At 41.4% G+C, this 21,888-nt stretch carries 24 protein-coding genes; 12 read left to right on the forward strand and 12 right to left on the reverse strand.

The features are described 5' to 3' along the window. Positions 1-379 precede the first annotated feature (379 nt). From JF50_RS18255 to JF50_RS18265, 3 genes are all read left to right on the forward strand, one after another. Positions 380-766, forward strand: coding sequence for a thiol-disulfide oxidoreductase DCC family protein (locus JF50_RS18255; protein ID WP_039610788.1), 387 nt, complete (start codon positions 380-382; stop codon positions 764-766). Between the two features lie 21 nt (positions 767-787). Continuing rightward, positions 788-1,240, forward strand: a complete 453-nt coding sequence (locus JF50_RS18260) for a hypothetical protein (protein ID WP_039610789.1) — start codon at positions 788-790, stop codon at positions 1,238-1,240. A gap of 111 nt (positions 1,241-1,351) precedes the next feature. Further along, positions 1,352-2,413, forward strand: coding sequence for a Kelch repeat-containing protein (locus JF50_RS18265; RefSeq protein WP_080760287.1), 1,062 nt, complete (start codon positions 1,352-1,354; stop codon positions 2,411-2,413). A gap of 21 nt (positions 2,414-2,434) precedes the next feature. Here JF50_RS18265 and JF50_RS18270 read toward each other — a convergent pair whose 3' ends face one another. After that, positions 2,435-2,833, reverse strand: coding sequence for a winged helix-turn-helix transcriptional regulator (locus tag JF50_RS18270; protein ID WP_080760288.1), 399 nt, complete (start codon positions 2,831-2,833; stop codon positions 2,435-2,437). Between the two features lie 133 nt (positions 2,834-2,966). Between JF50_RS18270 and JF50_RS18275 the strand changes: the two genes are divergently transcribed. Continuing rightward, entirely contained in the window at positions 2,967-3,446 is a 480-nt protein-coding gene (locus JF50_RS18275; protein WP_039610790.1) for a nuclear transport factor 2 family protein, read from the forward strand. A gap of 71 nt (positions 3,447-3,517) precedes the next feature. On the opposite strand, the gene JF50_RS18280 is transcribed toward JF50_RS18275, so the two are convergent. Together JF50_RS18280 and JF50_RS18285 are read right to left on the reverse strand one after the other, a co-directional pair. After that, a complete protein-coding gene (locus JF50_RS18280) occupies positions 3,518-4,051 on the reverse strand; it encodes a hypothetical protein (RefSeq protein WP_039610791.1) in 534 nt (177 codons plus the stop codon). Between the two features lie 18 nt (positions 4,052-4,069). Next, on the reverse strand, positions 4,070-5,266 hold the full coding sequence (locus JF50_RS18285; RefSeq protein ID WP_039610792.1) for an MFS transporter: 1,197 nt from the start codon (positions 5,264-5,266) through the stop codon (positions 4,070-4,072). Positions 5,267-5,414: 148 nt separating this feature from the next. Between JF50_RS18285 and JF50_RS18290 the strand changes: the two genes are divergently transcribed. After that, the gene (locus tag JF50_RS18290) at positions 5,415-6,365 is read left to right on the forward strand and encodes a LysR family transcriptional regulator (protein ID WP_039610793.1); all 951 of its coding nucleotides are present in this window, start codon (positions 5,415-5,417) and stop codon (positions 6,363-6,365) included. A gap of 16 nt (positions 6,366-6,381) precedes the next feature. On the opposite strand, the gene JF50_RS18295 is transcribed toward JF50_RS18290, so the two are convergent. Both JF50_RS18295 and JF50_RS18300 read right to left on the reverse strand, forming a co-directional pair. Further along, a complete protein-coding gene (locus tag JF50_RS18295) occupies positions 6,382-7,098 on the reverse strand; it encodes an SIMPL domain-containing protein (protein WP_039610794.1) in 717 nt (238 codons plus the stop codon). A 103-nt stretch (positions 7,099-7,201) separates the two neighbouring features. Then, positions 7,202-8,398 (reverse strand): serine hydrolase domain-containing protein, encoded by a 1,197-nt coding sequence (locus JF50_RS18300; RefSeq protein WP_160290497.1) that lies wholly within the window; start codon positions 8,396-8,398, stop codon positions 7,202-7,204. A 113-nt stretch (positions 8,399-8,511) separates the two neighbouring features. On the opposite strand from JF50_RS18300, the gene JF50_RS18305 reads away from it, so the two are divergent. Together JF50_RS18305 and JF50_RS26275 are read left to right on the forward strand one after the other, a co-directional pair. After that, positions 8,512-9,498 (forward strand): helix-turn-helix domain-containing protein, encoded by a 987-nt coding sequence (locus JF50_RS18305; RefSeq protein ID WP_039610796.1) that lies wholly within the window; start codon positions 8,512-8,514, stop codon positions 9,496-9,498. A gap of 282 nt (positions 9,499-9,780) precedes the next feature. Beyond that, on the forward strand, positions 9,781-10,218 hold the full coding sequence (locus JF50_RS26275; RefSeq protein WP_052262445.1) for a GNAT family N-acetyltransferase: 438 nt from the start codon (positions 9,781-9,783) through the stop codon (positions 10,216-10,218). A 21-nt stretch (positions 10,219-10,239) separates the two neighbouring features. Here the strand turns inward: JF50_RS26275 and yiaA are convergent, their stop codons facing one another. The 3 genes from yiaA to JF50_RS18325 are packed head-to-tail and all read right to left on the reverse strand — an operon-like array spanning position 10,240 to position 11,841. Beyond that, positions 10,240-10,680 carry an inner membrane protein YiaA gene (yiaA, locus tag JF50_RS18315; RefSeq protein WP_039610797.1) on the reverse strand — a complete coding sequence of 147 codons (441 nt, stop codon included), beginning with the start codon at positions 10,678-10,680 and terminating at the stop codon, positions 10,240-10,242. A gap of 2 nt (positions 10,681-10,682) precedes the next feature. Further along, positions 10,683-11,492, reverse strand: coding sequence for a DUF2145 domain-containing protein (locus JF50_RS18320; protein WP_052262450.1), 810 nt, complete (start codon positions 11,490-11,492; stop codon positions 10,683-10,685). A gap of 10 nt (positions 11,493-11,502) precedes the next feature. Then, complete coding sequence (locus tag JF50_RS18325; RefSeq protein ID WP_052262452.1) at positions 11,503-11,841, reverse strand: hypothetical protein; 339 nt, start codon at positions 11,839-11,841, stop codon at positions 11,503-11,505. A 115-nt stretch (positions 11,842-11,956) separates the two neighbouring features. On the opposite strand from JF50_RS18325, the gene JF50_RS18330 reads away from it, so the two are divergent. The 4 genes from JF50_RS18330 (at position 11,957) to JF50_RS18345 (ending at position 16,462) form a co-directional block, all read left to right on the forward strand. Then, entirely contained in the window at positions 11,957-12,727 is a 771-nt protein-coding gene (locus tag JF50_RS18330) for a helix-turn-helix domain-containing protein (RefSeq protein ID WP_039610798.1), read from the forward strand. A 250-nt stretch (positions 12,728-12,977) separates the two neighbouring features. Next, positions 12,978-14,021: a GGDEF domain-containing protein gene (locus JF50_RS18335; RefSeq protein WP_039610799.1), complete on the forward strand. Its 1,044-nt coding sequence runs from the start codon at positions 12,978-12,980 to the stop codon at positions 14,019-14,021. Between the two features lie 300 nt (positions 14,022-14,321). After that, complete coding sequence (locus JF50_RS18340) at positions 14,322-15,389, forward strand: hypothetical protein (RefSeq protein ID WP_052262454.1); 1,068 nt, start codon at positions 14,322-14,324, stop codon at positions 15,387-15,389. A gap of 5 nt (positions 15,390-15,394) precedes the next feature. Continuing rightward, a complete protein-coding gene (locus JF50_RS18345) occupies positions 15,395-16,462 on the forward strand; it encodes a hypothetical protein (RefSeq protein WP_039610801.1) in 1,068 nt (355 codons plus the stop codon). A gap of 16 nt (positions 16,463-16,478) precedes the next feature. On the opposite strand, the gene JF50_RS18350 is transcribed toward JF50_RS18345, so the two are convergent. The 3 genes from JF50_RS18350 to JF50_RS18360 all read right to left on the reverse strand — a co-directional run bounded on the left by JF50_RS18350 (position 16,479) and on the right by JF50_RS18360 (position 20,289). Then, positions 16,479-18,431 carry a methyl-accepting chemotaxis protein gene (locus tag JF50_RS18350; protein ID WP_039610802.1) on the reverse strand — a complete coding sequence of 651 codons (1,953 nt, stop codon included), beginning with the start codon at positions 18,429-18,431 and terminating at the stop codon, positions 16,479-16,481. Between the two features lie 144 nt (positions 18,432-18,575). Beyond that, complete coding sequence (locus JF50_RS26280) at positions 18,576-19,151, reverse strand: GNAT family N-acetyltransferase (protein ID WP_080760291.1); 576 nt, start codon at positions 19,149-19,151, stop codon at positions 18,576-18,578. Beyond that, entirely contained in the window at positions 19,069-20,289 is a 1,221-nt protein-coding gene (locus JF50_RS18360) for an MFS transporter (protein WP_080760305.1), read from the reverse strand. The genes JF50_RS26280 and JF50_RS18360 overlap by 83 nt, the downstream gene beginning before the upstream one ends. Before the next feature lie 104 nt (positions 20,290-20,393). Here JF50_RS18360 and JF50_RS18365 point away from each other — a divergent pair, with 104 nt between their 5' ends. Continuing rightward, entirely contained in the window at positions 20,394-21,290 is an 897-nt protein-coding gene (locus tag JF50_RS18365) for a LysR family transcriptional regulator (RefSeq protein ID WP_039610803.1), read from the forward strand. On the opposite strand, the gene JF50_RS18370 is transcribed toward JF50_RS18365, so the two are convergent. Next, positions 21,273-21,878, reverse strand: coding sequence for an outer membrane beta-barrel protein (locus JF50_RS18370; RefSeq protein ID WP_039610804.1), 606 nt, complete (start codon positions 21,876-21,878; stop codon positions 21,273-21,275). The two genes, JF50_RS18365 and JF50_RS18370, sit on opposite strands and share 18 nt — an antisense overlap. Positions 21,879-21,888: the final 10 nt, after the last annotated feature.

Genomic DNA, 21,888 nt, shown 5'->3' on the forward strand with positions numbered 1-21,888 from the left:
CTATTTCAACTGCACAAGCAGCCACTTATGTTTGAATGTTATAAAAACGGTGCCTTCTTGTGGAATGAAGAAGCGTATAGCGATGCTTCTATTAACAGTGCATATTTTCGTTGTATCAATGAGGGGACTCACCAGATGTTTTTGGTGGCAAAGAGTAATCACATATAAGCCAACATCATCACGCTAAGCTATAAGTAATAGAGCCATAAAATAGTGGCTCTTTTTGATGCAAAAACTGTGTATGTTAAGACAAAATTTAAGATAATATATTGTAATATGACCTAAGCTAGCCTTACCTAAATTAGCTTTTAATTAAAATGAGCATGATGATCTGATAGTTGTGTAAGTACGTATCGGGTAGTAAACAAGAGTGAAAAATATGAACAAACTAACGATTTTTTACGATGGTACCTGCCCTCTGTGCGTAAAGGAAATGTCTGCATTGATAAAGCGTGACAAATCAGGTCATATCAAAACAGTGGACATTCACAGTGATGACTTTGTAAATTACCCAAATATAGATCCGACTCAAGCCAATTTGGTCCTGCATGCATTGGATGATAAAGGTCTTTTATTGTTGGGCTTGGATGTGACGTATCGAGCTTGGCAGCTGGTTGGTATGGGTTGGCTATATGCGCCTTTGCGCTGGCCTGTGATTAAACCTGTGGCAGATAAATTGTATTTTATGTTTGCCAAAAATCGATATCGGATCTCTTACTTATTGACGGGCAAATCACGTTGTGAAAGTGGTGTGTGCCGCCGGTGAACTAGTTTAACAGGGAGTCGTATGGACGAACTGCTTGTGCAGTCGCGTCTGCAAAACGTGATTGACAGAATATATAAGATTACCTGGTTTTGCATGATTCAGGTTTCTATCATAAGCACGGCGTATTTCGTGTTTGATTTGTCAATCAACCCAGCGCAAGTGTATGTGGCGCTCTTTATTATCATACTAGCTGCTATCATTTATCCTATGTGGTTAGCGATGTTAAATACGGGTGAGAATAAAGCAATTGAGCTTGGCGTGAAGCTCAATGAGTCTCATCTTGAGCTGATCAGGTTGGAAGAAATTCGCACAATACGTCGCTCAGATATTCAGTACTTTAAAATCACATACGGCTTGTTAGGTAAGCAAGTCAGCGTTATTGGTAAGTCAAAAAATATAATTCACTTTGGCTATTATGCTTTTTCATCTGCTCAAAGACAGCAAATTATTGCTTACTTGCAAGAGAGTGTCTAGGTTCTATATTACTAATTTATATAGATAAACTGGGATTTAAGAAAAAAATCACAGTCATAACAAGTCAACTATGTTTTACTTCAGTGAACAAAGCTTCGACTAAATAGATTTATGAACAACACAGCTTATACGATTCTTATCGTTTCTATTTGCGTCATCGTACTACAGGCATGCACGTTAAGTTCAATTGAGAGAACCATTACAGCTCCTAACAGCATCAAGTGGCGATTGATGGCAACTTTACCAGCACCTTTACAGGAGGTGTATCCAGCTGTATTTGATGGCAAAGTATATGTGGCGGGGGCATTTGAGAAAACGGCTCCAAATTTAGCTGTACTGGCACACCTATCGGCCTCTAAAAATACTTATGTGTATGATGTAAATAAGAAAACGTGGGAGTTCGGCGCATCACTGCCTGCACCTCGTCACCATTTAGGGCTGATAGCGAATGACGATGTGTTATTTGCTATTGGCGGATTTGACGCAACAAAGCGTGATGCGTGGCAAGTAAAGCGCACAGTCTTTAAACTAGACAATATACATAATACATGGCAAATCGGTCCCGAATTGCCGATACCCATGGGTGAGTCAGTGTACGGCGTGATAAATGGTCAAGTGCATGTTGCTGGTGGTCGAACTTTGAACGATGGTCAGTTGAGTGATACCAATGCGCATTGGGTGTTAAAGGGCGATACATGGCAGCAAGCTGCACCCTTACCAATCGCCAGTAATTCAGCAACATCCGTGGTGGTTAATAATCAGTGGTATGTAATGGGTGGTCGCATTAATGCGAAGGATTTTAAGAATTTAGATACTTTGTGGCGATATGACCCTGAGCACGACCGGTGGCACAATCTTGCGCCCATGCCACAAGCAAGTGCTGGGCTTGCCAGTGCTGTCATTAATGGTCATATCTATGCATTCGGTGGTGAAGAATATACCTATGTCACTAATAGCCGTGGTAAGCGTGAGATGAGCACACGTACTTTCGATGGTGTTTGGCGATACAACCTGATGACTGACCAGTGGCGTACAGAATCGGTACCTATGACGTCAACACGCCATGGGCTTGGTGTGGTAAGCTTAAACAATCATATTTACCTGCTTGGTGGTGCAACACAGGCAGGGGCGACAGGGACTACTGCCATCGTCGAACGTTTATCTTTGCAATAAAAAGCGACATAAGGCTGTATATTATCGATTAATATTGGCAATGAGCTCATTGATTAAGCCTGCTTTGTCGCTTTGGGCACGCTCCACTAACTGGGTTGGTATAGTTAGCTCAGGGGCGTGCTTAGCACTCCATAAAATCATTTCTAAAAGAATAGGCAGCAAATCAATGCCTGACGCAGTCAGTTGATAAACTTTTTTTCGCTTGTCCTTTTTATCTGGCTGCTTATTAATAAGTCCATGTGTTTCTAGTTTTTCCAATCTGCTTGAAAGAATATTGGTGGCCATTTTCTCCTCTGAATTTTGTAATTCAGAGTAAGAATGTTTACCAAAAAACATCAGATCTCTGATGATCAGTAAACTCCATTTATCTCCAACATGATCAAGCACATTAGAGATAGGGCAGTCAGAGCGTTTGGTCATAATGCTTCTCTTTGTTTGTTATGCCCCCATGATAAATCACTTGCATTTTGCAATCAAATAATTTAACTTGCATTTTAAAAGTTAAATTCGAGGCGATTAAAGCCTTGGTTAAATCAAGTTTTAAGGGCAAACAATGAGTACTCCACAGATCAATTTACAAGCGCTAACTCAATCTCACTGGCAAGCAGAGGAACTTGGTAATGCCCAAGCTGTGGCCGAGTTTGTGCAGATACTGATGAACGATCATAACTTTGACGAAGTCATCGCGCGTTTTGGCGCAGATCAATACAAGCAACATAACCGCACCATGGAGGATGGTATCGGTGGTGTGGTAAAAACACTGAAAGACTTTGTGAAATTAGCACCTGAGTTTAGTTATGATGTCAAACGTATGTTTGTGGATGGTGATCAAGTGATCATTCATTCTCATGCGACATTAAAAGCAAAGCATCGTGGTGATGATACAAAAGGCATGAACATCATAGATACGTGGACTGTGAGAGAGGGTAGGTTGGTAGAGCATTGGGATGCGATACAGCCATTAGATTTGTCTATGCGACTGTATAACTTGTTTATGGGCGGTAAAATTAACAATGCGAATGGGGTATTTTAATCTTGGTTCAAACGCGGTTATTAAGCCCACTTTTATTGGCTAAAGTGGGCAAGAACAGACGAATTTTATAGTTAACTCGGTTTATGTTGCGCCTTATTTATCTCAATTTGATGGCAGGTTTTGCCATAGCCGAGCGCATATTTGAGGGTTGGAAATACGCGGTAGGTGCTGATGCTAAAGCTTAATGTGATTAGCCCAGGTTGACCCCAAAGTGAAACAATTTGTGTTTTGAGGTCATCAGCATCTGGGTCATGGGCCAGTACCAACTCGGTAAAACGCATGGTAAGCGCTACCTCTTTAGGCACTTTATCTTGCTGGTTTTTTATAATCTGTTCAATAAGCGCCGCGTCTAATCCAGCTTCCAATGCCATATTAACAGCAAGCTGTATGCAAGGCCCGCAGTCTTCATTGACGAGTGTGCGTATGCGTGCTGCAAATAACGGGGCAATAGGTACCTGCATGTTATGGGATGACATGTTGGTGAACCCCCAATATTTGATAAAAGCGGCCAAATTAGATTGCAAAATATCTTCCATATATTGCACATCATAATCGTATCTTGATTTCATATCTTGTATCTGTTTATTAAGCAAAAACCTGATCATGATACTTCCTTTTATTACTTAGCTTGTGTGGTAAGGGGGGGTCGATTGCGCCTTTGTGGGAGGCGCTGTTTTGAGCGGCATATATAAAATGACAGCACAAAGCGCAAATAGCGACGCACAAACCGTGAGCATCAGGCTATAGTCACTTGGTTTTATTAAAAAAGCGGCTAGCATGGGCCCTGATGCCATCGCGATAGAAGACACAAGTGAACTTATTGTCGATAAGCGCCCACTGGGGCTGATGTCAGCAATCGCTGCAAACAAAAAGGATTGCACCGCAGGCCAAGAAAAGAAGAATAGAGCCAGTGCGACAACATAGGCCGTTATGGAGATGGTTGGCTGAAGTAACAAAAGTACTGCAATGAGACATAATGAAATGCTGATTATGCTCAGTGGCCGTCTTTTAATACATGGCGATTGTATCATGGGGATCATCGCGCCCAACAGACCTAATAACCCTGTAAAAGCAATATAACTACTCACTTGTGTTTCATTTAAGCTCGCATTTATGCCAATTAAACCGACATAAGCATAAAGTGCGCTGGCTGCGGTTAAATAGATAAAGATGACTAGCATGATCGTCATTGAAATGCCAAGTGAGTTAACTCTTGTATGGCTCTTCCGTGACTCTGTGTAAGTTGGGAAGTATCCAACGGGAATACTTATTGCCATTAATATACCGCAGAGAGCAATTGTCGCCATGACATAAAATACAGCATATGCACCAAAGTTAAATTCAAGCTGTGGCAGTGTGTACATCACTAATGCGCCAACAATAAATTGGATAAATAATAAAAATCCAAAAGCCCGATTTGTATTGTGCATTTTTGCTAGTACAGAAAATGACATGCCAACAGCCAGACCGCCAGCAAATCCTGTGACAAATCTCAGTACAATTAAGGTGTCAAAGCTAATAATGGCGGGCGTGGTCAACTCTAAAAGCAGTAATACAGACATTGCACAGATAATTGTGGGTTTCCATTGCCAATATTTAACACTCAATATAGCCAATGCCGTGCCGAATAAGGCACCATAGCCATTGAGTGCAACCAGCTGACCCGCTTGGCTTTCTGTATACTTTAAACTAACCACTAGGGCATTCATTAATCCTGGTAAAAAATTGATGTAAGAGAGCCCTGACATGGCAATAAATGCAACTGCAAAATACAGCCATATCGGGTGCCGTTTGGGCGTATTGTTTTCGATATGTCGCAAAATGTGGCCTCCAATGCGTACTTTAAAATGGTTGATTCAGTGTACGAAGGCGTCATATATGGAAAAATAGCAGAAAATACTTATCAGCCATGAATATAATTCACGGATCAAGCTGGTATATTAGGGTAAAAAATAAGGAAAGTGTCAGATGGATAAGCTAAGAGCATTGGAGTTATTTGTAGCGACCTGTGAAGCGGGGAGTTTTGCTGCGGCTTCTGCATCGTGTAATACGGATCCATCCGCAGTGAGTAAAGCAATTAGCCGTTTGGAAGCTCAGCTTCAAGTCACGTTGATCCAGCGTTCAACGAGGCAATTGAGTGTAACTGATGCTGGAAAGCAGTATCTCTCTACAGCTCGTAAATTGTTGCAAGAGCTCTCTGCGTGTGAAGGAGAACTTAAACACTTAAATGACTCACCAAGTGGGGCGTTAAAAATAAACTCGGCAGTATGTTATGGACATTTGTATTTACGGCCAATATTAGCTGCGTTTTGTGCGCGTTACCCTGATATTCAACTTGAACTACAAATCAACGATTTACATACAGATATTATTGATGAAGGGGTGGACATAGCCATTCGAACAGGTTTTGTCAAAGACAGTCGGCTAGTTGCGAAAAGGCTCAGCCCCATGGACTTTTTTGTCTGTGCCTCACCAGACTATTTAGCCAAAAATGGCACACCTGTGCTAAGAGATGACTTTAAAGCACACCATTGGATTGGATTTCGCATAAAGGAAACGCAGCAATTTCAGCCAGTCTATTTGCCTGATGAATACGGTGACTATACGCTGTATGACCTTGAACCGAGCCATATTACGGATGATGGTGAAATGATGGTTGCTATGTGTGAGGATGGGTTAGGGTTTGCGCAATTACCGCATTTTTTGGCAAAAGCGGGCCTAGAGTCAGGTAAACTGGTGTCTGTGTACCCGCACTTTAGGCCACCACAAATAGAGAATGGAGTATTTGCAATTTATCCCAAACGCACCTATCTACCTGCTAAAGTACGGGTCTTTCTTTCATTTTTAGCTGATGCACTCGAAAAGCAAAATGAAAGCGCTTATCAGACTTGGGCTGAACAAGTTGCTTATGTACGATGACGAACATCTACGCTGTTTATTCTATTTCTAAATCAAACACGGCATTCACTGACGCAGAAAATGTAATAGTTGCTTGTAAGTATCGACCCGTAGATAAATAGGCACTGTCAATCTGCGAGCCAGTCACCTCAATGCGCTCAATACCGTATTGATATCTAGAGCCGTGAGCGTTGGGGTCAATACTATAAATTTGGCCGAGTTTTGCGCCAAAAGCTTTAGCATACATGTTTGCTTTTTTCTTTGCGTTGCGAACAGCTCGCATGGTCGCTTCTTGTTGGTATTGAGATGATTTTGAGGATCTGAATTTGATGTCGTCTATTGTGTCGATCTTAACACTCAAGGCGAAGTTGAGAAAATCATTAAGTTTGTTTATGTCTGTTAGCGTGACAGTGATAGAGCGAGTGGCGATATAACCTGACTCTACTGGGTTGTCCTCATCATCATAAATAATATTAGGTTCGGTCAATAAACTAGACGCCGAGACATGTTCATCTTTAATATCAAATGTACTCAATCCATCTAATAAGGCGTTGACCCGTTTATCCAGTTCTTGTTTTGCCGATAACGCCGTATTTTTCATGACCTCAACTTCAAAAGAGATATCAGCCAGATCTGGCTTTGTTTCAACTGTTGCACTGCCTTGTATACTGACATGTCTATTGTCGGGCAGTGGCGAATGAGCATACACGGACATGGCGCAAAGGGAGGTAAGTGCAAAATAAATGGCTTTCATATTAGTTCCATTATTATAATTTTGATATCAAGTTAGCATGGTTTAAAAGCAAAGGTAATGATATTAATCTACTTTTTAGCCATCTCTCTTAACTCATAAGCCCTTATAACAAGGATTTATATAATCCTTTTATTAAGTTTTGTTGTCGTTTACCGCAGAAGCTTTTGTCGTATTTATTTGGGGTATGAAAAGACTCAGTCACATAGGCAAAAGCAAGTTGTGATTTGGGATCGGCAAATCCAATAGAGCCGCCCATACCCATATGACCAAACGTCTCTAGATTGGGGCCCATTGGGCAAAAGTTTGGGGAGTTAAGCATCATACCTTTGCCCATTCGCCATTGTTTTTGGGTTGCCAGCTCTTGCCCTGCAAAACTCAATTGCGTCATTGTTTTAACCTGTGATGGTGGCAGAAGTGTTTTGCCTGTTAAAGTCCCACCATTGGCTAAGAACGCATACATTTTTGCTAATCCCAAGGCTGAAGCATAGCCAGACACCGCAGGGATTTCACTGGTGTGCCAAGCCGATGAGTTGGGGTGATAGTGTTCACTACACGGTCTAAAATACTGGTATTTCCAATAAGGAATATACGGCAGATAGCGGGACATTATTTTTAGCCCAAAACGAGAAAATGCTGAGCTTGGTTTTATATCCCGATGCGGATAGTTTTCTTGCCTTTTTAATGCGCAATCAATTTCAAGCGGCTGTGCTATTTCTTGTTCAAAATATGTACTTGGCATGCGGCCATCAACGCGGCGCAATACCTCACCTAAAATATGACCGTAAGTAAGGGCATGATATACGAGCTTTTGCCCTGCGAGAAAGATAGGCTTGGCTGATTCAAGATTACTAATTGATGTTTGCCAATCAAAAATATCATGAGGTTTTCCTGTGGAGTGGCAAGGCAGTCCCGCGCTGTGATTGAGCACAGAGGCAATGGTGATATGCGCTTTATTGTGTTTTGCAAACTCGGGCCAATAACGACAAATTGGGGCATCTAACTCGATTTGCCGATTGGCAGCTAATTTGTGGATGCAGATAGCCAGCATGGCTTTTGAGCAAGACATTACACTGACTCTGTGATTTGCTTGCCATGGTGAGGCGTGTTTGTTGTTGCCATATAAGTTAACCACTAATTGTTCGTTGTGATAAACACAGATCGCAGCGCCAGTTTCGTGGTGTCGCGTAAAGTTATGGACAAAAGCATCCTTGAGCGGCTTAAATCGATTTAAAACCGTACCTTTAATTTGTGGTGTCTGGCTATCGTCATGGTTATTAACTGAAGTAAAATTGTTCATCATGTATGGCTTGTGATTGAAAGTATGTGCTGTATTGAGCGCACAATTTTGCCTATATCGCAGAGCAAGCAGAGCGCGATAAGGAGTTATTTTGTCACTGAATGGAGTTTTGAATAGTGCACACTGAACAAGTAGAGAATAGCGCGTTTTCAATAAGCGAATGGACATTGCAATCACAGAAAGTATTAGAGAGTGGGATTAGGTGGTCGCAAGATTCGGATTATTGTATCGCTGTGCCTGAGAAGCTTGGCAAAGGAGCGAGTTTTGGATTGAATTATAATGACGATAGTGCGTTGCAAATCAATGAACTGAACTTTAACCAACAGACAAAATTCACAGCGGATAGCACTCAACTCTGTGGCGCATTTTTTGTTTTAGAAGGTCGAGTGAGCATTACAACCCCAGCCACAGGTACTGTAATGATCCCAAAAGATCATCTGTGTTTATTTTTTATTGAACCATCAGCTTGTACATTTGAATATAGTGCTGGTAAAAATAAAGTGATGAGCTTCACTATGAGTCACGGGCTGATGTCATCGTTGATAGCACAATATCAATCAGCGAACTTTGTATCATCTTTAATCGAAAAACACTTCATTTGTTTACCAATAAATGCGGCAATAAAAAATATGCTAAATCAAGTTTATGATTGCCAATTACCTGCTAAAAGCATGAAACTATTAGTGCAAGCCAAAATGATGGAGCTGATGACTGAATTGCTGGAGTACAACCAAACCTATCACAATAGTTTGGCTACCATTAAAGCAACTGACTTAAAAGCGCTGTATCAAGCTACAAAATATTTGGAGACCAATATGCAGTCTCCTCCGAGTATTGTTGAGTTGGCTAAAATCGTGGGTGTGAATGACTATAAGCTGAAACAGCAATTTAAAACGGTGTTTGGCAGCGCGCCATTTGCGTATTTGACAGAGCTTCGCCTTAATCGTGCCGCTAGTTTATTGGCGCGGACAGATTTACCTGTTATGCAGGTTGCTCAAGAGGTTGGCTATAATCACGCAGGGCATTTTGCGAAAAACTTTAAGCTAAAGTTTGGTCGCACACCCAAGGCTTACAAAACATGGATAAGCTCAAAAAATACATAATATGGCTTTAGTTTGTATGCTATTTGAGCGCTTAGAAATTTTATTAAATTTTTTTGATCCAAATAAATGGCTGCTGCGTTTATACAGGTGAAGGGTTTCTGATGTGTAACACATCCTTGGAGTCGCCCCTTCACCATGTCATGATAACGCGCACTTCGGTGCGCGTTAGTCTTTTATACAATTCAATTAGTATATTCATAATTGGCCAGCTTGCTGTTGCGTTGCTGATATCAAATCTTATATAAACACACCCTATCAACCATATTGAGTTAAGATTAAACAATGTGTACGAGAGTAACGTTATTACTCGCAGACTCCAAAGAGCTGCAACAAGTTGCAAAGTGGTACTATAAGCAATGGGATAGTCAGCGACCAAATGGCAGCGTGTCAGATGTCATTGCAAAGCTTTCCAGCACTGAGCAGCGGGTTGGGTTTGCTGTGCACTGTAATGAGCAGCTTGCAGGCGCTGCGGAGATTAAATTCATTAATGGGCGTTGTTGGTTAGATGGTGTTTATGTGGATGATGGCTTTCGTGGTAAAGGCTTGGCAGACGTGTTGGTTAATTTTGCCAAGGGGCGTGCAATAGAGCTTGGTTGGTCATCTTTAAACTTAAAATGTGAGCCTCACCTCATAGCCTTATATCAAAAGTATAACTTTGAGGTTATCGAGACCCACAATGATAAATTGATTATGTCCTGCAAATTAACAGCCGATGTTTAACTTGCTTTTATTTTACGCTTGTTATGCATCTTGTAAGTGCTCTGTATTGTGCTCTGAATCAGCGTGATATGCTTGGTCTCTGAGATTCTTTTGGACCGCAACTGCTGCATACAAGCTCATAATATAGGCAATACCATAAAACCCTTTTTCACTTAGAAGCAAATCCGCGTTATATAAACCAATGAGTAGAAATACGATAGCACTGCCTGTCGACACTAAACTCAACAGATGATAAATCGCAGATGTGCTTAAATTTTCTTGTTTATCACGAATGCTTTTTTGCAATGAAATGGCTGAAAACAGTCCATATAACAGGATCACTAAATAATACCCTTTTTCATTCAGTTGCATAGAGGCATTAAATAAACCAATGCAGTAGGTTGCTACGCCAATTACTAAAACCAGCATAGATGCCAAGTTAAATGCCTTGTTAGACAGTTGTGTTGAAGTCTGTTTTTCCATCGTTATTTTTCCTTTAAGGTGTTGATGGGTGTATTAGGCGTTAGTACCGCCGAATGTGCTAGCAAACCATATTGTTTGAGGTAATTACGAATGCTGGTAAAGGTTGCTATGCGCACATCACCACTGTGGTCTTTTCTATAAATGTCATCTTTAAATACCGAGCCGAAAAACAATTTAAATCGACTAATTGATAAAGGCTGTGCCTGAAAATAGGCTTTCGTATTTGCTTTTATCTGTTTCATGTCTGTTGTTTTGTAAAGCGCGGCATTAATGACATTGAGCGTATGCTCTGTACAGTTTTGTCTTTTATTATTGTAAGGGTTAGCAATCAGTGAGTATTTAGGGTTATGAACCTGCTTCGCCACACCATTATTGATTGCTTCCAGTAGCTTTTTTTGAACGTTCACTGTGGGTATCGCAATCCCAGCTTTGAGGTCTTGTACAGACCAGAAAAAGTCAGTTGGATAATCAATGAGCAATTCACTCACTTCGGAGTTATCTGCTTTTTGATAAAGGTTATGTATTGCATACCCTAGTTTCGTCTCGCCATTTTGCATTGTTATCTGCGAATACACGGCTAAAGCTATATGCGTAAACTCGACACCTTTAGGGAGTTTATTACTCGGTTGCCCGACTCTTGCAATGATAAACACATGGGCATGATGTGCTGCGCTATATCGCTCTACTTTTTTAGCAAACTGCGCTATGTCTTTTGGTGCATAGTGGTGCTCCATTGATTGCTCACTGCCAGCGGTAACATGCATGCTTTGCATGGCAAGCATCAAATAAGCGACGTGCTTTAATATACCCATGTCTTTCTCCTTATAGTGTACTAGAGGGAGGTGGACCTGCAATAATGACATCATCACTGATAGGGAGCGGTTGTGCCTTTTTTGATTCAAATGCCTTGTCTGCAATTGCTATACTCGCAGCGCCGCTGCTAAGTAAGACCGCACCAGATATCACAACGGGTACGGCTACAACCGCAGTAGAAATTGTCGCGCTGGTTGCCAGACTGTCTGTTGCTGCCAGTGCACTATATTTGATTGCATGACTGCTGTGTGCGCTGGCATTTGACGCGTTGTCAGATGCAAAACTGGGCAGTGTGATAAAGAGTGCAGCACTCAGTAAAGCAGCGTGTTTGAGATGTTGAATAATCATGTGAAAACTCCATATTTCGTTGTGTTGCTTCTTAAACTAACAAACTGGACGGAGTTGTACATTAATTAATACCATGTATTAATATTAGATACTTTTAGTATCATATTTTAATACCATGAGTCAGATCCCACTGGTTTCCAACACAATTAAGACACTACTTAAGCAAAAAAAGCTCACTTACAGGGATGTCGCTGAACACCTTGAACAAAGTGAGGCAACAATAAAGCGAATGTTCTCTAATGACTTATTTTCGTTACAAAAACTTGAGAGTATGTGTGAACTGTTAGAGATAACTTTGTGTGACCTGTTTTCATTGACTCAGTCACAGCAATCACAGATAAGCCAATTAAGCGTCCAACAAGAGCAAGAGCTTATGGATAATCCAAAGCTTTTTTTAGTGGCGGTTTGTGTGAGAGACGGCTGGGAGTTTGAAGACATTGTTGCGAGGTATCAGATTGAAGCGCTTGAATGTGTGCGGCTCTTTGCACAGCTGGATAGATTGAAAATGATTCAGTTGTTACCCAATAATCGATATAAATTACTCATTGCACAGGATTTTAGCTGGATCCCTGGGGGGCCGTTGGAGTCATATATCGAGCAGCAGGTGTTAGGTAAATTTTTACAGGGGGAATTTAATCAAGAAGATAGCTATCGTTTCTATTTAAGAGGTAGTTATAGTGATGCAACGATAGCGACGATAAAGCGTCGCTTGCAGCAACTAACCAAAGAAATTGCGCAGCTTAATGAGCAAGATATTAAATTACCTTTAAGTAAGCGTAGGGGAGTAGGTTTATTACTTGCAATGCGGCCTTGGCAATTAGGGCAATTTAAAAGTATGCTAAGAGATGATGCTGACCCCAAAAAAGAAACTGATGGGCGAGATTGAGTTGATTAAAATGCAATTACCAAATACCTTGTAAAGGTACTGCTTAATGGTTTGGCTACATAAATTATTCGTGCGTGATTATTTATACTTAATTCGTATGCATTTTTTGTACATAAGTCCGTTGTTATTAGAGTGTTAAATTCATGATTGATTAATTTTTTCTAATTATTTAGTATTGTATTTCTTGGCTCTCAAAGCAGAACAAAAATTAATAATTATACCGCCTTAGCCGTGGTTTGACGGGTCTTACATGGAACAAAATAGCTCTTTTGCGCAGTCTGCAAGTTGTTTAAAGCAAGCAGTCCCTTTTATGGTTAAATACCAGATCCCATTATCGCCTATGAATTATGCGATTTGGTACTGTTATGTCTTGGGTAAAGAACCTGATCTCAACCGGAAACTAGACGAGATTTTGGTTGAACATGGTACCTGTCCACCGGACAGTGCTAAGTCACTCTTTGATGAGTTTCTCAGCGAGCAAGATTTAGCGCTTTTTCACGAAATGTCTGATCTGGTCAAAGGCACACTCTCTAGTGTTGAACAAGAGATCAATAATACGCTCAACTGCTCTGAAGAGTTTTCAGCTGTACTATCTGAATGCCACGTAGGCTTGCATCAACTGAAGAAACAAGACCTAGGATCAGGCCCTGAGATATATAATGATGTACTCAATTATGTGTCGAAATTGACGCAAGAGTCTATTGTTATGCAACATAACGCGCTGTGCTTTCAAAAGAAGTTAGAAGTTGCATACAGTGAGATTAAACAGCTTCAAGAAACGTTGACCGACGCACAAACCAAAGCAAGTACTGATAAGCTCACGGGTCTTCTTAATCGCGGCAAGTTTGATGACGATATTATTAAATTTTGTGACGAGCCAAGCACACTTCAAAAAGTACTTATTTTCGTTGATATAGATCACTTTAAGCAGTTTAATGACGAGTTTGGCCACCAGCGTGGTGATGATGTTCTACGTAAAGTTGCACAAAAGCTTCAGCTTCACAGCAATGCACAAGGTCAAGCGTATCGTTATGGTGGTGAAGAATTTTGTATTTTGATCTCTTTTTCGAGCATCAGTGAAGCCGTTGGCTTTTCCAATCGCATCCGTGAAGACATTGCAAAACTGTCCATTAAAGACAAAGAAACTGGCGAAGTTTTAAAGCACATCAGTGCCAGTTTTGGCATTGCACTATATGGTAAAACAATGACTTGGCACAGCTTAGTGGAGTGTGCTGATAAAGCCCTATATCTTGCTAAATCACATGGACGAAACCGCGTTGAAGTAGCTGGATAAGTTACTTCCTTTCCTCCCAAACCAATCAAGTGCTTCAAATCGACAGGCTGCGAGCCTGCGTCTATATAAGTTTACAAATCGACAATTTAATCCATTTTTAACTTAAATATCACGTTTGTTTCAATTTTAGACCCTATTATTTGTGGCTTAAAGATCGACAAATAGTCCCTTTTTTGATCTTTAAAGTTAAATAATTGAAACAAATTTGCGTCACAAATTTGATTTTTGAGTTTTTACTTGCAATTATTTTGTAGCTAAACACGAAGTCGTTGGTGTGTTTACGTCATTAATATAATAAAAATGGAGTGTACGTCAGTGAAATTAATCAAGAAAATGTTGGTTAGTAGTTTTGTGTTAACGTTGATGGGTGTGAGTGCCAATGTCAGCGCTAAAACATATAAAACCGTTTTAGTTCATGGATTTCAATCACAGCAACTATCTGAAATTGATCCAAGGAAAATAGATAGTGATGGTCAGGCTTATTGGGCTGATTATTGGGGAGCACTGGCGGATGAGCGCATAGATTGGCCATCTTATGAGCGTATAGAAGGTAAAATCGCAAGCGATTATCTATGGCCAAAATTGCGTACAATGTCAGAGCAGGGAGTATGTCAGCCAGGTTGTATTTTTTTGACGCACTCTACGGGTGATTTGGTCACGCGTTATATCATTGATAATCAAGCAAACTGGTTAGAAAATGCAGGGCTTGAGCCGCTTAACATTGTTGCGACCTTTGATGTAGCAGGTGCTGGAGGCGGTAGTGAGCTGGCTGATTTGGCTGTGAATGCAGCAAATGGTCTAGCAAACCCGGTGGTAGAAGCGGCTGTGAGAGCATGGCTAGGTCGCTCAGTGGGTCAAACTCTGGGTGTATTGCACGACTTAAAAGTGAATAATGCGCGTCAATTGGCAAGCTTTCCGAGCGAGCGCACACCGAGATTAAGATTTGTAGCTGATGGTGATCTGTTCATCAACGCAACTAAACTATTTTTACCTGGTATCGACGATAGCGTGGTGGCAGCACACTCAGCATGTGGCGCAAACCAAGCAGGTGCGTTCGATAGTTGTAGTGTCAGTGTTGGCATGGATGGAAAACTAACAAGCCAAGATGGTGTAAGAAACTTCTGGCCATATCACTATCCTATGCTGATGAGTGATAATTATGATCACTTTTCAGTCATCGTTAACCAGTCAAAAGGTAAAGTAACAACCGCCAATGCGTCAGCTCAACTTGCGCCAAATAAGCGTGTTGCATTCTCTACTTATGAAGAAGAGAAAGGCTTTTGGATTTGGAAGAAAAAATATAGATACGTAAGACAATCAGACAATACCAGTATGTCAGCACTTTTATATGCTGCTATGCCTGAGTAACTGCGATGAAAAAAGTGGTTATAATCATAATAAGTGCCTTAACGGCACTTATTATTTGGCGATTATTGTCGCCCAGTGAACCCCAACAACAACCTGTGGTAGCAACAGAAAAAGAGACTCCGCAGGTTATTGAACAAAAAGATACTGAAGTTGCTAGTGAACCTCAATCAAAACCAGCCCCACGTGCAGTGGATATGTCACCATTTCAGCTCACTAGCACGCAAAAAGCAGCCAAAGTCATCGCCAATAATTACCGTGAAACTTTACGTTATGCACCTTATTCTCAGCCTTTAACTCGCAATGATACTGACCGGTTAGAGCCCAATCGGTTTGTGCCTGTGACTGTACCGACTTCAGATATGAGCGGCACCATTTCATTAGCATTGAATAAGTACCGCTTCATTCATCCAGAGCCGATCCAACTCACTTTATCAGGCGAGCAGATATCGCGAGCAAAAGTTGTGATTAGTTTGGTAGATGATAGCAAGGTGATACTCGAAAGATCTTTGCGTGTGGCAGATTCCAGCGCGTATGCCGAAGTGTCAGGTAGAAAAGAGTTTTATGGCGACCTGCAGATAAAAGTTGAGGCAGATGTCGCAGGCGACCCTATTACCATTGTGGCACAAGCTAAGTATGAACAGCCCAGTGCAAAACTCACCGGCTTAAAGCGTGCCGAGGTCAATGGCAGTGATTTACAAATCACTTTAGCTTTGGACGTTGAAGATGCTGGGATATATCGGGTGAGAGCAAACCTATATGATGGGGCGCAGCCTTTGGCGCATTTAGTCGCTAAGTCAAAGTTGTCTTTCGGCCAACAAGAAATAACACTAAAAGCCCACCAAACGGTGCTACCTACCTCGAGTTCAGATTTAAGACTGATGACCTTCATCGTTGAACGCATGTCTTCAATCCCAGGGGAACGAACTCGATTTGGAGAAAGCGCGTTCTCTGAGCTCCCTCTCGTAGATATAGACCTTTCGGAGCTATCCAGGGACCCTTACTCGCCAAATGCGAAAGAGCGTGCAAGTTTAGAGTTTTTGCAAGGTATGGCTGAGCAACAAAGTGCCCGCTAGAGCTCATCAATACCAGCTAGTCAGTGTTAAATCTGCCAACAAGTTCATTGAGATTGTTGGCAAATATCACTAATTGTTTTGCACCATCATATAAGGTGTCGGCAGATTGACTAACGTGCTTGATTGATTGGTTCACGCCTTCAATTTGTGTGCGACTGTCACTTGCATAGGCACCTTGCTGCTCTGCTTGCTCGGAAATATTTGCGATAATGGGCTTTACCCGTGAAATCGAATCGGCAATTTCTTCAAATGCTTGATGCGCTTGTTCTGATTGTTCAATGGCTGATTTAGACTCCTCGACGCTTAACGTCATGTGCTTAGATACTGAGCGAGTTTGGTCGGTGAGTTTTGTGAGTACTTTTTCGATGTCTTTAGTTGCATCATGCGAGCGCTGCGCGAGTGTCCGTACTTCGTCAGCCACAACAGCAAAGCCTCGACCTTGTTCACCTGCTCGGGCAGCTTCGATAGCCGCATTGAGTGCCAGCAAATTTGTTTGTTCCGCGATGGTTCTGATCACCTCAAGTATATTGGTAATGTTATTACTTTGAGCTTCGAGTTCGCTCATGGCTTTTGCAGAACTATCCAGTGAGTCGTTCAGTGTGGCCACTTGTTGTACAGTACTTTGGATAAGCGTATTACCTTGTTGTGCATGTGAGTCGGTATTTGATATTTCGCTCAATGCTTGGGTGCAATTGTCGTTGACCGTCATCGCCATATTTTCCATGGCATGGGTGTGTTCTGCGGTTTGTTGTGATGTGCTTGCTTGGTGATGACATTGACCGCGAATTTCATCAATGCTGCCATGGGATTGCTGAGCTTGCTCGTTCAAATTGCTGGCATTGCTTTTAATATCGATAACTAATGCATTGATAGAGTTTAAAAATTGATTAAACCAAGAAGCCAGTTCACTGATCTCATCGTTACCAATGATCTGTAACCGTTTTGACAAGTTGCCTTCTCCCTGCGCGATTTCTTTTAAGCCCTCGGATACCATTTCGATGGGATAGACAATTTTATTGGCCAGTACAATGGCAATCACGATAAATAGCACCAGCATGATGACAGCAATAACACTGATGTTATACGACATTGTATAGGCGGAAGCTAAAATCTCTTCCTCATTCATTAAAGCAATAAAGGTCCAATTTAAGGTTTGCGAGTGATACAGTTTTGCCATTAATTTTGAGTTATTATCATTGATTTCGATGAGCGCATCTTTAGGGCCACTTTTAATCGCTTGGAATTTTTCAGAAGTTAACTCTGCGATATTTTTAAAGTTGCTATCTGGGTTTTTGGGGTCGGCTAAAATGGTGCCATTGCCATCTAACAGCATCAAATAACCTGTTTCTCCTAATTGAATGCTGCTGACTATGTCGGTCAAGGTAGCGAGTGTGACGTCAAGAGATTGCACGCCGACTAACGTGCTATTACGTTTGATTGCCGTGGCAATGGACACCATAGCTTGGCCTGTGACGCCCTGATAAGGATCCGTGATGATGACGTCATCAGAGGATTGAGTGACTTCTTGATACCAAGGTCGTTTACGTGGGTCGTAGCCGCCGAGTGGCTCTGCGGGATATTGTATAAAGCCACCTTGTGCTGTGCCTAAATAAACAAACAGTAACTCAGGGTGTGTCACGCCAAAACTTTTAAAAAGCTCAAAAATCGCGGCTTCGTTCTTGCCAGAAGATTCCGGCGTCATCATTTTTTCTGCGCCAAAATAGGTGGTTGTATCGTCACCGACGTTTGTTACTGATTGGCTCTGAGCTAAAAAACGCGCATTGTTTTTCATTTGTTCGAAAAACAATACAAAGGTATTTTCAACTTGCCGTATTTCACTGTCAGATGAAGCGGTAAAACGAGTTAGGGACTCTTGTTTGGTGCGCGTAATACTCATAATTGATATTGCTAGTATCGGTATAATCACAGTAAGTACAAAGCTTACGATGAGTTTTTGGCGCATTCTCATAACTCACTCCTACATCAATGCTTTGAATGAGTATAGTTGTTGAATTTAATCTTCGTTAGTCAGCTAAATTAATAAATTCAGGAGTTGATTGTCTTTGTTATGAAAATAATAGAGCCGCGGAACAAACAGTATTTGCATTAGGGGCTAAGTTGTTACATGCTCTCTTTTCAATATTGAATACAGATAACTGTCACAATAACCTGAATCGAGCGGCATATGCTCACGTAAGTGCCCTTCTTTTTGCATCCCCAGCTTCTCCATCAACTGCCAAGATGGTTTATTGTCAGTGGCACATATCGCCGTTATTTTATTTAAGTCAAAATGCTTAAAAAGATGAGAGACAAAAGCATGAGTGGCCTCAAAAGCATATCCCTTTTTATGCTGGTTTGGGCTGAGTCGATAGCCAATTTCTCCGATTTGATGATCTACATGGGTAAATTTGAAGAGCATCTCACCAATAAATTCTCCAGACACTTTATGTTCTATGGCCATTAACATTTTTTGACCCTCAACTTTTCTCCAGGGCTGTTCGGCCTCTTCAATGCGTTTTTTTACATCGGCCAACGTGGCGGGCCGGCCTATAAATTTTGAGGTTTCTACGTCTTTACGGGAATGGTAAACCGCGTTTAAATCTCGCTTATTTAGTGGCCTGATTATGAGTCTTTGGGTCTCGAATTGCATTCTGTTTTCCTTGAATATGGTCATTGTTTTTATGGACATGAGACAGGTTCTTCACTGCGAATAGTATAATGATAGAAGTGAGTAAAATTATGAGCGATATTGAATCAGGTCCACTGATCAAAAATTGATTTGCAAGCCAAGCGACGACAGAAAATATCAATAACTCCGTTGCGCCAACGAGCGCATTAGCTGTGCTGGAACGCGATTTGTGAAAATGGCCAACGTAATACATATAGCTTGGGAAGTATCCACCAAAAATAAACAATATCGCGCAGTAGGCCAATATCACGGCATATACAGAATCGTGAAGCAATAAGAAAGTCAGCGCACTCAATGGCAGTGCTGGCCAAAGATAAGCGACCACTTTGAGATGGCTAACGTGTTTTTGCATCAACTTTGCGAGGGAAGAGCCAATCAGTAACCCCCCCATGCAAACAGTCATTGCTTGACCGATTTGCTCGGTGGTAAAGCTAAATTGATTGCGTAACAAAAAAGGAAAATAGAGCTGAATCGTTAAATATAGGAATGTTGGTGCCCACTTTATGATTGCCATCGAAACAAAATAGCGACTCGTCAAAATATCTTGATACTGTTTAACGAGCGCTGAAGGGCGCAATGACATATTGGTCGATCGTTGCGATGGGAATACGACCAGCCCAAACATCATCACGAAGCCATAGTATGCAATCAGTGCATAAGACATGCCTTGCCATGAAAACATTTCAGCCAGCGTACCGGCAAACAATGGCGTAATGAGGGCAACCACGCTGGCTGAAATCGCTAAGTTGCCCATCGAGCTATTGAGTTTATTGCCATTGAAAGTTGCATAGAGGATCGCGCGGCTAACTAATACTGGTGATGCACTGCCTATGCCTTGCAGTATACGGCCGATTAAAAATACTTCAGCATCTGGGGCTAACGCACAGAGCAATGTACCGATGATCAATATAATTTGCCCACCGATAAAAATAGGTCTGCTACCAAACTTATCACATAGCGGTCCTGCGACTAATTGTGCAGCGCCCAATGACAGGAAAAAGCTAATAATAATCGCTTGGCTGGCACCCTCTGTCAGGGATAAGTATTGAGTGATATCCGGTAAAACAGGCATAAATATCTGGCTGGCAAGCTGAGAGCAAGATAATAAAAAAGCGGCCAATGCGATATATCGATTCACAATAAGAGTTCTTCCGGGTAAGACAATCATGTGCACTATATCCTGCTTTTAATGTCCTAAAAATAAGGTAATAATTAAAAGACTTTTTCTTTATAGGAATTAATATGGATTGGCTGAGTGCTGTGCGAAGTTTTGTTGTGCTGTCTGACATGGGCAGTTTTACTAAAGCGGCAGATGTCATTGGGGTATCAGCGTCTGCGATGAGTAAGCGCATTGACTGGCTAGAAAAGCAATTAGGCCAAACGTTATTCGTGCGTACAACCCGAAGAGTGAGCTTAAATGAAAATGGAGTACGTTTTTTATCTTACGCAAGAAATTGGGTTGGTCAGTTTGATGACATGCTTGAACAAGCGCAAGGGAGTGAGCTTGAGCCTCAGGGCACTTTAAAAATAGCCGCCACTCAAGCGATTGGCAGTAGTTTGTTGATGCCAATCATTGAGTCGTTTTTACACAAGTATAAAGATTTAACCATTCATTTAAATATATTGACGCCAGGCGCACCGCCAGATCTCGAACATGATCTTGTGATCACGAGTTACTATGAAGAGTTTGACTCAATGGCACACAAAGGCATTCGCCTTGCCGACTATCAAATGACGTTATTTGGCGCGCCGAGTTACCTGTCTCAATGTGCGCAAATTAACTCTATTGAAGATCTCGCCTCTCATAAAATGCTATTGAGTAATTATTATCAAAAGAAAGGGGGGATCATCTTAGAGGATGGCACCTTATTTGACTTTAGCCATTATAATTTTGTTTCTGACCATTTGGATGCCTTGATGAAAGCCGCTATTCAAGGTATGGGGTTGATTTTTATTTCACCTCAGTATGTTGCCAGAGAACTCAAGCAGGGAGTGTTAATTCCTGTATTGCCGAATTTAAAGTCTGAAGTGAAGCAGCTTTGGGCTTATTATCCCAATACGCGCTTCACGCCATATAAAACCAAGCTTTTCATTGATGAACTAAAACGCAGCCTAAGCGGGTTAAAAGCGATAGTTTAACCCTGCGCTTAGCTGGAATTGGTTTAGTACGTCACCATCAAAATGCCAGATACAGTTGTCAGTCGTTTGAGGGTCATCATCGCATACAACAGATGACGAGTTTTTCACGATGGTGGCCATCCAACGTAATTCGGTGAATGCGTGGAATCCTGCGCCAATGTGATAATCTAACCCAGTGAATAAACCAGAAGCAAAAAAGTCATCGGCTTCTGCAAAGTTAGGTGTTATACGGTTAACACCTATTTGAGCACCTACATAACTGGAGATGTCGTCATTAATAGGAATCTCAATAGCACTTTGAAATAGTAGGTACTCCATGTCTACTTTCGCGATGTCATTCTCTGCCAATTCGGTTTCATTAAAGCTATAGAAAAGTCCATACCGTGTGTTGTTTATCAATTTGTCGACAGACACACCAAAATGACTGTTGTCCTCTAAATCAATCTTATATTCTTTACTCGTTGTCAAATCGTGGTTAGTTGAGTATCCACCGAATGCAGACACAGAGTAGTCTTGCTCCTGAGCTTGTACAAATTGCGTTGAGCTTAATAAGCAAACCGTGGTCACGAGGCCAAATACTTTGTTCATACATAATCCT

It is taken from the genome of Pseudoalteromonas luteoviolacea, assembly GCF_000814765.1.
In the GTDB taxonomy this organism is placed as follows: Bacteria; Pseudomonadota; Gammaproteobacteria; order Enterobacterales; family Alteromonadaceae; genus Pseudoalteromonas; species Pseudoalteromonas luteoviolacea_H.